The sequence below is a fragment of the Alteromonas algae genome (genome assembly GCF_049117195.1).
Classification (GTDB): Bacteria; Pseudomonadota; Gammaproteobacteria; order Enterobacterales; family Alteromonadaceae; genus Alteromonas.
The window spans coordinates 1,754,446-1,767,370 of record NZ_CP185260.1; the positions used below are offsets into that span (position 1 = coordinate 1,754,446).

The 12,925-nt window shown below is 42.7% G+C and carries 17 protein-coding genes; 8 read left to right on the plus strand and 9 right to left on the minus strand.

What is annotated here, in order from left to right; all coding sequences use genetic code 11:
- Nucleotides 1-396: a hypothetical protein gene (locus tag ACOJRU_RS07930; protein ID WP_421134474.1), complete on the minus strand. Its 396-nt coding sequence runs from the start codon at nucleotides 394-396 to the stop codon at nucleotides 1-3.
- Nucleotides 397-688: 292 nt separating this feature from the next.
- On the opposite strand from ACOJRU_RS07930, the gene ACOJRU_RS07935 reads away from it, so the two are divergent.
- From ACOJRU_RS07935 to ACOJRU_RS07950, 4 genes are all read left to right on the plus strand, one after another.
- On the plus strand, nucleotides 689-1,771 hold the full coding sequence (locus tag ACOJRU_RS07935) for an MBL fold metallo-hydrolase (protein WP_421134475.1): 1,083 nt from the start codon (nucleotides 689-691) through the stop codon (nucleotides 1,769-1,771).
- A 192-nt stretch (nucleotides 1,772-1,963) separates the two neighbouring features.
- Nucleotides 1,964-2,353, plus strand: a complete 390-nt coding sequence (locus ACOJRU_RS07940; protein ID WP_421134476.1) for a hypothetical protein — start codon at nucleotides 1,964-1,966, stop codon at nucleotides 2,351-2,353.
- A 147-nt stretch (nucleotides 2,354-2,500) separates the two neighbouring features.
- A complete protein-coding gene (locus ACOJRU_RS07945; RefSeq protein WP_421134477.1) occupies nucleotides 2,501-2,755 on the plus strand; it encodes a hypothetical protein in 255 nt (84 codons plus the stop codon).
- Between the two features lie 36 nt (nucleotides 2,756-2,791).
- A complete protein-coding gene (locus ACOJRU_RS07950) occupies nucleotides 2,792-3,112 on the plus strand; it encodes a hypothetical protein (protein ID WP_421134478.1) in 321 nt (106 codons plus the stop codon).
- A 6-nt stretch (nucleotides 3,113-3,118) separates the two neighbouring features.
- Here ACOJRU_RS07950 and ACOJRU_RS07955 read toward each other — a convergent pair whose 3' ends face one another.
- Complete coding sequence (locus ACOJRU_RS07955) at nucleotides 3,119-3,598, minus strand: hypothetical protein (protein ID WP_421134479.1); 480 nt, start codon at nucleotides 3,596-3,598, stop codon at nucleotides 3,119-3,121.
- 341 nt (nucleotides 3,599-3,939) lie between these two features.
- On the opposite strand from ACOJRU_RS07955, the gene ACOJRU_RS07960 reads away from it, so the two are divergent.
- A complete protein-coding gene (locus tag ACOJRU_RS07960) occupies nucleotides 3,940-4,299 on the plus strand; it encodes a DUF3703 domain-containing protein (RefSeq protein ID WP_421134480.1) in 360 nt (119 codons plus the stop codon).
- Between the two features lie 59 nt (nucleotides 4,300-4,358).
- Here the strand turns inward: ACOJRU_RS07960 and ACOJRU_RS07965 are convergent, their stop codons facing one another.
- On the minus strand, nucleotides 4,359-4,748 hold the full coding sequence (locus ACOJRU_RS07965; RefSeq protein ID WP_421134481.1) for a YchJ family protein: 390 nt from the start codon (nucleotides 4,746-4,748) through the stop codon (nucleotides 4,359-4,361).
- Between the two features lie 174 nt (nucleotides 4,749-4,922).
- A complete protein-coding gene (locus ACOJRU_RS07970) occupies nucleotides 4,923-5,321 on the minus strand; it encodes a deoxyguanosinetriphosphate triphosphohydrolase (RefSeq protein ID WP_421134482.1) in 399 nt (132 codons plus the stop codon).
- A gap of 208 nt (nucleotides 5,322-5,529) precedes the next feature.
- Here ACOJRU_RS07970 and ACOJRU_RS07975 point away from each other — a divergent pair, with 208 nt between their 5' ends.
- Complete coding sequence (locus tag ACOJRU_RS07975; RefSeq protein ID WP_421134483.1) at nucleotides 5,530-5,964, plus strand: YqaA family protein; 435 nt, start codon at nucleotides 5,530-5,532, stop codon at nucleotides 5,962-5,964.
- Here the strand turns inward: ACOJRU_RS07975 and ACOJRU_RS07980 are convergent.
- The 5 genes from ACOJRU_RS07980 to ACOJRU_RS08000 form a co-directional block, all read right to left on the minus strand.
- The gene (locus ACOJRU_RS07980; protein WP_421134484.1) at nucleotides 5,954-6,601 is read right to left on the minus strand and encodes a sulfite oxidase heme-binding subunit YedZ; all 648 of its coding nucleotides are present in this window, start codon (nucleotides 6,599-6,601) and stop codon (nucleotides 5,954-5,956) included. The two genes, ACOJRU_RS07975 and ACOJRU_RS07980, sit on opposite strands and share 11 nt — an antisense overlap.
- A complete protein-coding gene (msrP, locus tag ACOJRU_RS07985) occupies nucleotides 6,601-7,608 on the minus strand; it encodes a protein-methionine-sulfoxide reductase catalytic subunit MsrP (RefSeq protein ID WP_421134485.1) in 1,008 nt (335 codons plus the stop codon). The genes ACOJRU_RS07980 and msrP overlap by 1 nt, the downstream gene beginning before the upstream one ends.
- A 274-nt stretch (nucleotides 7,609-7,882) precedes the next feature.
- On the minus strand, nucleotides 7,883-9,226 hold the full coding sequence (locus ACOJRU_RS07990) for an anti-phage deoxyguanosine triphosphatase (RefSeq protein WP_421134486.1): 1,344 nt from the start codon (nucleotides 9,224-9,226) through the stop codon (nucleotides 7,883-7,885).
- A 12-nt stretch (nucleotides 9,227-9,238) separates the two neighbouring features.
- Nucleotides 9,239-9,838 carry a 5'-deoxynucleotidase gene (gene yfbR / locus ACOJRU_RS07995; RefSeq protein WP_421134487.1) on the minus strand — a complete coding sequence of 200 codons (600 nt, stop codon included), beginning with the start codon at nucleotides 9,836-9,838 and terminating at the stop codon, nucleotides 9,239-9,241.
- A gap of 1 nt (nucleotide 9,839) precedes the next feature.
- Entirely contained in the window at nucleotides 9,840-11,060 is a 1,221-nt protein-coding gene (locus tag ACOJRU_RS08000) for a pyridoxal phosphate-dependent aminotransferase (RefSeq protein ID WP_421134488.1), read from the minus strand.
- A gap of 362 nt (nucleotides 11,061-11,422) precedes the next feature.
- Between ACOJRU_RS08000 and ACOJRU_RS08005 the strand changes: the two genes are divergently transcribed.
- Complete coding sequence (locus ACOJRU_RS08005) at nucleotides 11,423-12,217, plus strand: DUF2189 domain-containing protein (RefSeq protein ID WP_421134489.1); 795 nt, start codon at nucleotides 11,423-11,425, stop codon at nucleotides 12,215-12,217.
- Nucleotides 12,218-12,581: 364 nt separating this feature from the next.
- Nucleotides 12,582-12,902 (plus strand): hypothetical protein, encoded by a 321-nt coding sequence (locus ACOJRU_RS08010; protein WP_421134490.1) that lies wholly within the window; start codon nucleotides 12,582-12,584, stop codon nucleotides 12,900-12,902.
- Nucleotides 12,903-12,925: the final 23 nt, after the last annotated feature.

Below are 12,925 nucleotides of genomic sequence, written 5' to 3' on the forward strand. Positions count from 1 at the left end.
CTACATTGGTGTAAAAAACAGTAAGCCGTGTGTGCGAATGTCCGCGGTACTTTTGGCAATAATGTATACCCTAGTTGGTGAGGTAACTCTCAATATTCCGCTAGATGCGCTGAGAAATTGTGACGGGAGTAAGACTGATGATGTGCCGTTTCTGGCTCCCGCCCCGATATTAACCGTGAGATAAGATAGGCCACCCTGATCGAGCCAACCAATGACATTGTCCGGCTGAGCAATAAAACTGTCGTGTTCTATCACCTGGCGGTGCAGAGTAATATTGGCGCCAAATACTGGCTTCGTTTCAATCGCCACCTGCGCATTGGGTTTTAACGATAGCTTATACAAGCCGTGCGTCTCTGGCGTAATACTGTTATTTATATCGTCTACTAAGCTTAACATACTGGGTTTCGTATAGGAGTGTAGATGCAAATAGTGTGGCGTATTACGCGTAATGCTGCGTTGATATGGATCAACGCCGCGAAAGCTTGCGAAACAAACGTTGAATAGTAACGCTTTTTAAGGCGTGATATACCGTGGTATCTATAGAGTACAAAAGAGATGCCCCACTTTTTACATTGCGTGAAGCATTTAAAGTATAAGTAACATTTTCTTACCCTTTATTACTCATAGTTATTCTTATTCGTTGTAAATATATAATAATATTGGTTTTTTACATCTCAACGAGCTTGTCATGAAATACGTTTTCTCTTTCGTTCTTTTAGCAATCAGTGGTTGTGCGGTTGTTAACAACGTGCAAACGGTCGCGCCACCTACATCGGTGGTGAAACATTCGAGCACAGAAGGTTACGAAGATAGGTTCAGTAATCTGTATCCTAAAGTTAAAGCATACCCTGTCACTTGCGAAGAGAACTGCTACCCGGATAACACAGATATTGAGTGTGAATCGGATATGCAGGACTGCACATACCGTGGTGTAAACGTCGATGTTAATCTAAACACTGGGTTTACGGTTCAGTGGTTAGGGCATGCTAGTTTTGCTATCACCACGAAGAATAACCAGCATTTTCTCTTCGACCCCGTTTTTGAGCAGTTTGACTGGCCTGTCGACGTAGCATTCAGGCTGTCTGAAGGCTTTTATCGTAACCTTCCTGCACAGTTAAGTGACAAAACATTACGTAATACTGATGCAATAATGTATTCGCACATCCATTATGATCATTTTAACAAATCAGATATTAGCGATATAGGCAACACGCCAGATTATCTTGTCCCTTTAGGTTTTTCTGAGCATTTTCCAAAGGGCGGTTTCAATATCACTGAAATGGCGTGGTATTCAAATACCGCGATAGGCGATACCAACGTGCACTTTGTTCCTGCTCATCACTTTAGTAATCGTATTTGGGTACCTTTTCTTCATGAAGACGACAATGCCTCGTTATGGGGAGGGTGGGTAATAGAAAACAATGGCCATACCTTGTTTTTTGCTGGCGATACGGGTTACTCAGCACACTTTAAAGATATTGGTGAGCGTTTTGGTTCTATCGATATTTGTTTACTTCCCATTGCCTCTTATTTTAGTGAAGCGTCTCCAGGTTGGTATCGAAACGTGCATACAACACCTGAAGACGCAATAACGGCCGCTGAAGATTTAAACTGTCGTATCGCCATACCATGGGGGTATGGAAATGCATCGTGGCGCATGGGAGATAAAACGTCTCACTCGGCGCTATTTCGCTTCTTACATATGAGAAATGAACTACAAAGCGATATACCTTGGTACATCATGAACGAAGGTGACGCCGTTAAACTTTGAAGTAACAGAACAACGAAGTGGGTTAGTGCGGTTGGGGTAAGGCTAATGCGTCTTTTAAAGATACCGTTTCAGACCAATATTTAACCTACTTTTTGATTTCGGGGCGATTTTGTGCGACGTTAGTCAGGAATGAAAAGTGCTTTAATAGCATTACCAAGTGATACATAGTTAAAACTCAAAAAGAGAGGGATCATGGACGATTATTATGACTATCAAGGAATAGACGCGCCACGTCGCCATCATATTTCCATGCCACATCGTATTGTGCATATCGTTTGGGCATTACTACTGATGAGTATATGCTGTTATTGCTTATATCGATGCTCACTCACTTATCCTGGCTTGACGGGCTTACCACCATTTGGCTTGTTTGACGTCACGATTATGTCGTTATGCTTAGGTGTTGGTGCGACAGCACTTAATATCGTTGTGATAGTGGTTGAATATTTTCACATCAGTTACTTCGGTCGTCGCTACAGAAAGGTATCCTACTGGCTCAATATTTTGGCGATGTTGTGTATCGCAAGCGCTGCACTGTATGAAATTCTTTCTAACTTAACCCCAACGATCATGGTTATTTGATAGGTGGGAATATCACAGACGACACTTTACCAGTACCGATGGTACTTTTTTGAAAATAGCTTGTGTTAAAGGTTAGTTTGACATAGCGTTATAAATTAAGCAGTTATAAGCTAATTGTGTCATGAAGATACTATTTTAGGATGTGTTATGAGAACCCAATGGCGCACTATTTCAATTATATCAATGTCACTACTGATGAGCGCAGGGTGTGCATTTCACAGCAATATTGATGAAGATGCCAATGACAGCAGTTTTGACCGTCCGTCTTTTGGTTCGATATGTCGCTATAGCTCTGATGGTGAGTTTGGATCTTGTCCAGCGTCGAACCAGGAAATAGTGGGAATGCCTTGCTCGTGTGCCAGCCCTTTGGGCCAGCAAAGCGGCACCATAAGCCGCCGCTAACTATTACTGATACTTTTATGCTACGAAGGGGGCAACATGAGTTTTTTCAATACGATTAGGCAGCGTTACACAGCGCGTAAATTTAAGAAACACGATTGGCGTATTATTCAATCTATACCGTTTTCAACGTTTGAAAAACTTATTGTAAAGTATGTTGAGAACGGGTGGGAAATTGCCGATGACTATCGTGTACTCAACGAGAATACCAAGCAGTGGCAATGTAGCCTTCGAAAGGGAACGTCAATACTGGTATGTTCGTGGTCTGCTAGTGCACTTGGCAATGTTGTGGGGCCAGCCAGGCCTGTGGAGGGGCTAGGGGCTGAATTAGGCTTGCCGGTTCATGATAAACCGCAATAGTAGCGGTTATTCGAATGGCCACGCTAAACCTACACCTAACACGTAATCTGCTTGCCCATCGACTATATCGATGGCAAACAAAGGCTCGATTTCAATTTTTGCTACATGAATATCATACGCCACACTCAGTCGATAAACGCGTTCAGAATGCGGGTCTTTTCCACCGAATTTTTCATGTCCAATACCTACACCAAACTTAAGGTCGTGAACAGGGTAGTAAAATAGCGACGCTACGGCTACTTTTATGCCGTCACCGTGATGCATATCCTCTGTTTCTTCATAAACGGCACCCACGCCCCAATGGTCGTCAAACTTATAGGTGTATTCCACGCCAAGGGTGAAATGTGTTTCATCTTTCGTCGTGGTATAACCAATAAACATGCCTGGTATATGCGTATCGCTCTGGTTAGCCAAGGCTGGGGACACGCCTAGTACAATGATTAACACTGCTAAAGTAAATATTGTGGTCGGTAAATATTGCTTCATCTTTAAACGCTAACACCATTTTCTGTAACGTCGAAGCGTAGAGAGCAAAGCGGTAAAAATCTATAGTAAATTAGTGGAGCGTAGTCCTAACATTAATGCGGGTGAATTTCGTTAAAAAAATGCAGACTACATAGCTTGTTAATATATAGCGTGTTTTCTTCTGGTTCGATAATTGATGGTGAGAGATAAATACTCCGACAATATACACTGGTATCAATGTTGATACGCTAATGTGGCGAAGCCAACGACTCGCAGCGTATTGGGGGGGTTAAAGTACCTTGTCTGAGGTAACAAAATACCGCTAAGATAGAGCGCATTACAAATGTTTGGTTAGGCACACTATGTACTTACAAAAAATTAAGCCCGCCGTGGACGATGAACTGAAAAAGGCAAAGGTAGCAAGTGACGAATATCGTTCGAAGGACGCCTTCAAACATTTAGAGAATGCGCATGTGCTCGGACAGCATTCTACATGGCTGCATACTAAGGCACATTTGCTAATGCTAGGCTGGGCACTAAAAAACAAAGATTTTAAAGAAGCCCGCGGCCAGTTGTTGCGTATCGTGGGCGCTGCAACAAAAACGGTGTTTGGTTTAGTACCTGAGGGAAACACCGGAGGTTCAAATGTGAGCCCTTTTAAACCAATGCCGATACCTAAAACACTCGCCGTCAAAATACATAACGCTCGAGTAAAGGGTTAGTACGTATTATCTATTGTTTGGTGGGATTTTAATTAGGTAACAGCGCTGCTAAGCCGTGTTCATCGCATTTTGGTTGCGCAGCATTGCTTAAACTTTTTGCCGCTATTACAAAGGCAAGGGAGATTACGACCATATTTTAGTTTTCCGCAATCATCAGCGAGTTCCCCATCGTGATAACGCCACGTGCTTCCCTCTATAATAAAATGTGATGTTTCATGAAGCTGGAACAGTGACTTACCTTCAAAGTAATATGCAGTAAACTCCACGCTGTCGCATTGATTGCTATGCGACGCTGGCTGGCTAGGTACAACCGAAAGGGCAAACCAAACAGCGCCTGCTGCGCTTTCTTCTAATTGCGTTACGCTTAGCGTGTTCTGCTTCTCTTCACTGTAGGTGTTCAACACATAGTCATAACGGCGAATAGCATATGCCGTAAAGCGGGAACGCATTAATTGCTCAGCGGTATTGGGTAAAGCTAAACCATCAACAAAAGGCTGGCAACATTGGGAAAATTTTTTATCTGAACAGCAATAGCAACGCATAAAATTACTCGAATGAAATAGGGCGGTTTATAACGACAGCCCCTATACTATATTGCGCATGCTACCTATTTGTTCGTTACATTACCATGGCCCCATCGCGACATTATTTTCTTGGTCGTTATTCTTAACACTGATATTTATCAGGCTTACCGAATAAAGCGTGCATAGCTGTCTAATCATATCACTGTCAGTAGGCTGTAAATCTAAATCGATATCTTCAACATATAACGTTTTGCACTGGCCACTCATAATTAATTTGCTGATCCACTCTGGCACTTTTTCTTTCTCAGGCTTTTGAATGCGGATCGCGTTGTGCACTCCTTTTTTAAAACATACCGATTTAGATAAGAGGTAATTCCACCCTTTACCGTTGTTACTTCTACCTTCGCCAGGATAACCTTCGAAAGGTAAGGGAAGTTGCACAACATTAGAGACTGAGGTGCGTAGTGCATTTAAACGAGCAATGGGTGATGTATTCATTGTAAACCTCAAAAAGTTATATACTGTTTTCTTATACAGTGTGTATGTCTATACAGTATGTTTAAGTTGGCCACATTGCAAGTAGAAATTGCGTCTTTTTCACACAATATAAAAACGCATCGAATAAATAAGTTATGTTTGCGAAGCGATAAGTGCGTAAGTTTATGAATTAACGTATATTTGTAATTAGTTGCGTAAGGAGAGAAATGTGAGCGGTTTAGCAACGTATGGCTTACTAGGTATGTTTTTGTCAGCTTTTTTAGCGGCAACAATATTGCCATTTAGCTCAGAGGTCGTATTGGTCGCGCTTGCGCAAGGTACGTATTCACTGATTTTATTGGGCATCGTTGCATCACTAGGTAACGTGGCCGGCGCAGTGGTGAACTATATTGTGGGCTATAAGTACGGTAAGACTGTGGCGGTATCGTGGTTGCGTATGTCGCCAACATCGCTGGCGCGAGCGGAACAATTTTTTAATCGCTGGGGGAGGTGGTCTTTATTGTTAGCATGGGTGCCTGTTATTGGCGATCCGCTCACATTATTGTCAGGCGTGCTAAGAACACGCTTTGTATTTTTCATCACGGTTGTCTCTGTATGCAAAAGCACCCGCTATGCAATACTGCTCATGCTGTTTACGTCTTAACGCGACGACGTTGCCAGCGGGTGTATGCCTGCAATACTATCCCTCTTATTCTTCCTTGAAGCAGCAGCACAGCAAAAAGCCAATAGAAAACGGGTTCTTGCCAAAATGTTTTTTGTGACCAGCTAAAGTGAAGCAGAGTTAAGCCCGTGATGACGTAAATGCTATTGTGAAGTTGCTGCCATCGTTTTCCCATTCTTCTTCTTACGCGCATAAACGAGGTCGCCGTTAGTAAAAACAGCAGTACGAATGCCAGCATCCCGACGATTATATAGGGCCGGGAAATAATTTCACTGGCAATCAGCGCCATATCAAGCTGAAGCTCAAAAAGCACATAGGTCGCTAAATGTGAACATGCATATACAAAAACATAAACGCCAATCATCCGTCTAAAATGCATAGGCTCGGGGCTAGGTAAGTGTTTAGCTAATGGGCTAAGTAGTAACGTAATAAAGAGTAAATGGATGGCCCAAATACCCGTTTCATTCAATAACGTGTCGACAGGATCAGGGCCTAAATTATCAGTCACGCCCGAATAAAAAAGAAACACGAGATACCCTATTGCGCTAAAGTGAATAAGCGCTTTGAGGACAAGGCGAGTCAGCGAACTAAATCGAACGGGTTGGTTTAATAAGCGCATTAATAAAAACGAGATAAGTCCATGTCTTTGTACATTGAAGCCACCTCGCTATAACCGTTGAACATTTGCGTGTCTATTCTATTTCGTGATAACAGCCCACCGGTTGTTATCCGCCGTTCACTGGATTGGCTCCATCGAGGATGTGATACCCTTGGGTTGACGTTAGCGTAGAAGCCATACTCGTTCGCGGCCAGACGATTCCAGGTTGTAGGAGGCTGTTTGTCGGTAAGCCTTATACGCACAATACTTTTAATGCTTTTAAAACCGTATTTCCATGGCACGACTAAACGAATAGGCGCGCCGTTTTGCGGTGGAAGGGTTTCACCGTACAGACCCACTGCCATCATAGAAAGCGGGTGCATCGCTTCGTCTAAGCGTAACCCTTCGACATAGGGGTAATCGATACCGCCCCCCATAAACCGACTTTTCTGTCCAGGCATTTGCGCTGGAGAATACAGTGTCTCAAAAGCCACATATTTAGCGGATGAAAGCGGCGCGGCTTTTTTCAATAGTGCACGCAATTCAAAGCCTATCCATGGAACAACCATCGACCATGCTTCCACACAACGTAATCGATAAATGCGTTCCTCTAACGGGAAGCTAGCGGTAAGATCATCAGCATCAAGCTCCAAAGGGTTTTCGACTAATCCGTCTACTTTCAATGTCCAAGGTGTAGTTTGTAAGCCTTGTGCATTTTTTGCGGGCGCATCTTTTGAGGTTCCGAACTCATAGAAATTATTGTAAGTCGTGACCTTAGCTTGCGGCGTAAGTGTTTCAGAAATTTGGTAAGCGTCGGGTGTAGAAAACGATAAAGGTTGCGTTTTAAACATGTCGGTTTTCTTTTCATCTTCCCAAAACCATCCCGCGGCGCCTGCAGACTTAGCGAGTAAAGACGACGCACCAATAAACCCCATTGATTTAAGAAGTTGTCTTCTATTTAGGTATACGTTTTTATCAGTTACATCGTTATCGGTCAGCTTCACTGATGGCTTAAACGGCGTTGGCATAGATGACATCCCGTGGGTAAACAATTCTTTATATATACTAATACGTAAGGCAACCACGATTGGTTTCACACAAGCATTTGCGTTGAATGTGAAGCGAACGCTTAACCCCGATATAATTAAAGACCTGATGTCACGAGAAAAAATTTCAATGTTTGTAACGTATCATCAATTGGGGAGTTGTGTTTCAAGGATGTTGAGGTTTTCGTTATGAAAAGTGATGAAAACCTCAACTTTAAAAATGCCTGTGGTGGATGGGTCGTCTATGGTTGATTACTTACGTATGAAAGCCGTCTTGAACACCACCATGTTTGGGCGAAAATATTGTCGTGTAAAGGCGCGAAGCAAACTCGTCAGTCATACCGGAAATGTAGTCTGATAACACGCGCATACCATTGCCTTGCGCCTGTGCAATGTGCCAACGCTCTTGCGTGTTGTCGGGAAGTAACCGCTCTGGATCGGAACTAAATGCTTCAAACAGTTCCATTACCACGAGCTGGCCTTTGTATTCCAGAAGCTGAACATCAGGCCGGCGAATAACGTTCTGATATACAAACCGTTTAAAACATTCTAATGCTTGGGCAAATGCATCTGGCATTGACGCGTTAAAGGCTAATAGTGGATGTTCAAAGCTTTCACTATGTTCAATAACAATCGCTGTAATAAACGTATTTACCAACGCTCCAATCGCGTTTTTGCGTTCGTGATGTGCGTGACTAAACAGTTTTTCACTGAGCGCTGCGATATTTTGTGACAACCAAGGAACATCTATCTCTTGTAGTGGAACCGTAACATCGTTATCGAACACCTCTTTTTTTACCATTCCCATCACAATGGCATCTTCCAAATCGTGGATACCGTAAGCAATGTCGTCGGCTAATTCCATGATAGAGCAGTCAAACGATTTGAAGCGGGTTTTGCTATGCGCAGTATCTCGACGTGTAAAGCGCATAAACGTATCTTTGTCATGCTGACTAAACGGCGCAAGCAACCAGTCGAGCAACGGCTCGTCACAGCGAAACAACCCCTTAGGTGGATGCCAATCATCGGCTTTTACTTGTCTTAATGACACCGGGCGTGGGGCAGCTACTTTTGAGGTGTGTAATGTGTCAATAAAATTGGGATACTTAACAAGGCCCAGAATACTGCGACGGCAAAGGTTCATACCGTGCTCGGCTGTATAGGGTTCTAGTTGCGTAATGATGCGAAACGTTTGTCCATTACCTTCGAAGCCCCCGTGATCATGCATCATATAATTCAGTGCAATTTCACCACCGTGACCAAACGGAGGGTGCCCTATATCATGCGCTAAGCATAGGGTTTCAATAAGCGTAGGATCTAAAGACAAGTTGTCTGCAATGTCGGGATACTTGCCGCACAATTGTGCGGTTATTCCAGTGCCTATTTGTGCCGCCTCTAGTGAATGGGTAAGGCGAGTGCGATAAAAGTCACTCTGTCCTACACCGAGCACTTGAGTTTTCGCCTGCAAACGGCGAAAAGCTGCACTATGCAAAACTCGCGCTTTGTCTCGCTGGTAGGCATTACGGTGGTCGCCGTCGCGGCTAACGCTTCTTGGTAACCGTCGCTCTTGTAATGCTTCTTCCCAATGACTAAGGCTCATTCCATTCCTTATTTACATTTCGTCTTGCGTTATTTCATCAAGGCTAAGTGAAAAGCTTGGTACATAACGGGTAAGGAAGTAGTCTACTTCCTCAGAATGATATTCTTTCAAAATACCGTCTAAGCGCTTCTTCGCCAGAGTAAACTCTCGATTACCAGAGGCCAGTTCTTCAAGCGTTTTTAAATAGGCACATAACACGTCTGCGGCCTTGACGATAAACGCTTCTTCTTCTGAGTGATAATGACCATCGATGAGCGCGGCATAATCTTCACGAAAGGCTTCTGGCGCCATCTCAATTAGCTTGTTTTCGGCGATCTTTTCGATTTTTTTATATTCTTCTTTGATGGTTGGGTTGAAATACTTAACAGGCGTCGGTAAATCTCCAGTAAGCACCTCAGACACGTCATGAAACATCGCAATAGTAGCGATGCGGTCAGGGTTCAATGTGCCACCAAAAAAGCGGTTCTTAATTAACGCAAGTGCATGCGCGACCATGGCGACTTGCAAACTGTGTTCTTGTACGTTTTCAGTACGTACATTGTGCATAAGCGGCCAACGGTTGATTAATTTTAACCGGGCCATGTGAGCGAAAAAATGACTTTTATCTGACACGTTACGCACCTTGCTTATAATGACGGAAAAAGTTTCCTATGCGATGAAGCGCTGGTACTAATATGTCGCTGTGGGGTAAAAATACCAGGCGAAAATATATACCCTCATTTAAGTTAAATGCTCGTCCATGTACTAACAGAATTTTCTCTGTACTTAACAGATCTAAAATCATTTGCTCGTCATTATGAATGTTGAATTTTTTCTCATCCACACGGGCAAAACAATACATGGCACCTTTCGGTTTTACGCAGTGAACGCCTTCAATACCATTAAGCATATCTGTTGCAACATCGCGTTGTATCCGTAATCGGCCATTCTCAGCAACCAGGTCGTTAATACTCTGATAGCCGCCTAACGCCGTTTGGATAGCACTCTGACAAGGTACGTTTGCGCACATGCGCATAGAGGACAAAATGTTAAGCCCTTCAATATAATCGCGGGCAAGTCGTTTGTTACCACTGACTACAAGCCAACCAGAGCGAAAACCTGCAACACGGTAATTTTTCGATAAACCGCCAAAAGTAACAAAAAACACATCATCAGCGAGAGATGCAATACTTGTATGTTGTGCTTCGTCAAAAAGGATTTTATCGTATATTTCATCGCTAAAAACCACTAGGTTGTGCTGGCGCGCAATTTCAACCACATCCTCTAATAACGCTTTGTCATAGACAGCGCCCGTTGGATTATTGGGATTGATTAATACAATAGCTCTCGTCTTGCTAGTGATTTTACTTTTTATGTCATCAAGATCCGGGAACCAGCCAGCTTGTTCATCACAGCGGTAATGTACCGGTGAACCCGATGAAAGACTTACCGCTGCGGTCCATAATGGGTAGTCGGGGCTGGGGATCAATACCTCATCGCCATGATTGAGCAATGCTTGCATTGCCATCATTATCAATTCGCTCACCCCGTTGCCGATATAGACATCATCAACGCGAATGTCTTTTATATTACGCTGTTGGTAATACTGCATCACGGCGACACGGGCTGCATAAATCCCTGTAGAATCTGAATAACCCTGGGATGTAGGTAGGTTATGAATAACATCTTTTAGAATATCGTCAGGTGCTTCAAAACCAAATGGGGCAGGGTTGCCTATGTTTAATTTTAAAATACGGTGCCCTTCGTCTTCCATTTTTTTAGCTTGCGCTGCAATAGGGCCGCGAATGTCATAACAAACATTATCTAACTTGTGTGAGCGTGATACTGGTTTCATGGTCTATCTGGTTGATTTACATACCCTGAGAGTATCGCAAAGCGAAAAGGGATGCGACGGCAAATTTGCATACTAAATACAAATTTATTTCCATCTGGTTAATTTATGACCGCAAACGAGCAATATCTATCATTAAAACCGCGTAAAACCAGAAAAATTTAGCAAAGAACCATTAGTTTCACCTAAGTCGACTGCCGAAAACAGTATTGTTGACGGCTATCCTCTCTTTGTTTCATCAAATAGTTTAAAATTTATGTTAATAAGTTGTGAACTTTTGTGTTTGCGCCTATCGTAGTAATAGGGACGCAAAAATAATTGCGTTCATTATAACCGACGAGATTACTACTAGAGGTAACCGGAACATGTCGCACCATTTTAAAGAAACCCCAGAAACTCCAATGACACAAAGCAAGATTGCACGTGTCATACCCTGTAAGGAGTTAGATATTGGTGACCCTATCAAATGGCTTTCGCTTGGTCTTCGTGATGCAATGCGAGCACCGGGCTTAACAGTGTTTTATGGCGTACTGTTCGCCGTTATCCCTTGGGCCATTGCGCTTCTTGTGCAAATGACAGGGTGGCATCTGGTTATTATGCCAGCCATAGTGTGCTTTATGCTTATTGGGCCGTTTTTAGCAGCCGGTTTGTATGATGTCAGTTGGGAGATGGAAAAGGGCCATAAGCCGTCGCTTCGACACTCACTTCGCGCAATGAGACGAAATGCATTTAATGAGTGGGGCTTTGCGCTACTTCTTATGTTCTTGATGATTTTTTGGTTGCGTGTAGCGTCATTAATTCACGCGCTTTACCCGCAAAACACAAATGTCACCATTGAAAGCTTACTGCCTTTTTTAGTGTTAGGTACGATTGTTGGTGCGATATTTACGGTAGGGATGTTATTTATTACCGCGTTTACCCAACCTATTTTAATGGAGCGCAAAGTAGACCTTGGCACTGCAGTGCTGACAAGTATCAATGCAGTTTGGCTTAATAAGGTCCCTATGTTTATCTGGGGCGGTATTATATTTACTGCGGTCGCAATTGGTTTTGTTACTGGGTTCGTGGGCTTTATTATATTAATGCCACTCATTGGTTACGCATCGTGGCACGGGTATATTGATGCCATCGAAACTAAAAGAGAAAGAAAATACGAGTAAAGTGTAGTTTTATTACAGCATTTACTGGTTTGGGCGCGCATTTATTGCGCGCTTTTTATTTTTATTTTGTTAAGTTTTCATATTTCATGTTTTTAAATTACACCTTTTAAACTAAAGTATTATACCGTTTGGTTATTGATTTTGGTTATTTAATTTCTTTTTTGAATATAATTTTTAGTAAAGTATCTAAATATCAAACGCTTACGTTTTTTACATTTCTATAATAACTTGATTTACCTCGTTTTTACCCTACACACACAAAGATTCAACAGAAATACCTGTAAATATGGTGCATAACTTAATGGCGTTCAGGGATTGTCCCTAACGTTGAAAAACCACTTGCTAATTATTTAAGGTCAACATCATGAAACTATTAAAAACGCTTACTGTATCTGCTGCCCTAGCATTAACATTCGGTGCATCTGCTAACACCGATCAAGAAAATGTTCGCTTCGTAGGCGAAACGCAGTTTGCTGGTTTTTGTAAGGCAATCGTTCTTGACGATGTAAAAGTATTACGTTCAAACGTGGCGCGTAACGTGGGTCGTATTGGTGCTAGTCAACGTGAAGTATTACGTATGGTTACCGCTGAAAACGGTTTAACGTGTAACGGTACAAACCTAATTAAATTCTCTGAAGAACGTAACGCAAATGCGGTTCGTGATTACCTAACTTCACGTATTTAATTGTGCCTATGCTTAGTAAGTGG

Bases quoted from the DNA above. Each gene is read 5' to 3' on its own strand.
- ACOJRU_RS07930 (WP_421134474.1), bottom strand. From the start codon at position 396: ATGTTAAGCTTAGTAGACGATATAAATAACAGTATTACGCCAGAGACG.
- ACOJRU_RS07935 (WP_421134475.1), top strand. From the start codon at position 689: ATGAAATACGTTTTCTCTTTCGTTCTTTTAGCAATCAGTGGTTGTGCG.
- ACOJRU_RS07940 (WP_421134476.1), top strand. From the start codon at position 1,964: ATGGACGATTATTATGACTATCAAGGAATAGACGCGCCACGTCGCCAT.
- ACOJRU_RS07945 (WP_421134477.1), top strand. From the start codon at position 2,501: ATGAGAACCCAATGGCGCACTATTTCAATTATATCAATGTCACTACTG.
- ACOJRU_RS07950 (WP_421134478.1), top strand. From the start codon at position 2,792: ATGAGTTTTTTCAATACGATTAGGCAGCGTTACACAGCGCGTAAATTT.
- ACOJRU_RS07955 (WP_421134479.1), bottom strand. From the start codon at position 3,598: ATGAAGCAATATTTACCGACCACAATATTTACTTTAGCAGTGTTAATC.
- ACOJRU_RS07960 (WP_421134480.1), top strand. From the start codon at position 3,940: ATGTACTTACAAAAAATTAAGCCCGCCGTGGACGATGAACTGAAAAAG.
- ACOJRU_RS07965 (WP_421134481.1), bottom strand. From the start codon at position 4,748: ATGCGTTCCCGCTTTACGGCATATGCTATTCGCCGTTATGACTATGTG.
- ACOJRU_RS07970 (WP_421134482.1), bottom strand. From the start codon at position 5,321: ATGAATACATCACCCATTGCTCGTTTAAATGCACTACGCACCTCAGTC.
- ACOJRU_RS07980 (WP_421134484.1), bottom strand. From the start codon at position 6,601: ATGCGCTTATTAAACCAACCCGTTCGATTTAGTTCGCTGACTCGCCTT.
- msrP (WP_421134485.1), bottom strand. From the start codon at position 7,608: ATGCCAACGCCGTTTAAGCCATCAGTGAAGCTGACCGATAACGATGTA.
- ACOJRU_RS07990 (WP_421134486.1), bottom strand. From the start codon at position 9,226: ATGAGCCTTAGTCATTGGGAAGAAGCATTACAAGAGCGACGGTTACCA.
- ACOJRU_RS08000 (WP_421134488.1), bottom strand. From the start codon at position 11,060: ATGAAACCAGTATCACGCTCACACAAGTTAGATAATGTTTGTTATGAC.
- ACOJRU_RS08005 (WP_421134489.1), top strand. From the start codon at position 11,423: ATGTCGCACCATTTTAAAGAAACCCCAGAAACTCCAATGACACAAAGC.
- ACOJRU_RS08010 (WP_421134490.1), top strand. From the start codon at position 12,582: ATGAAACTATTAAAAACGCTTACTGTATCTGCTGCCCTAGCATTAACA.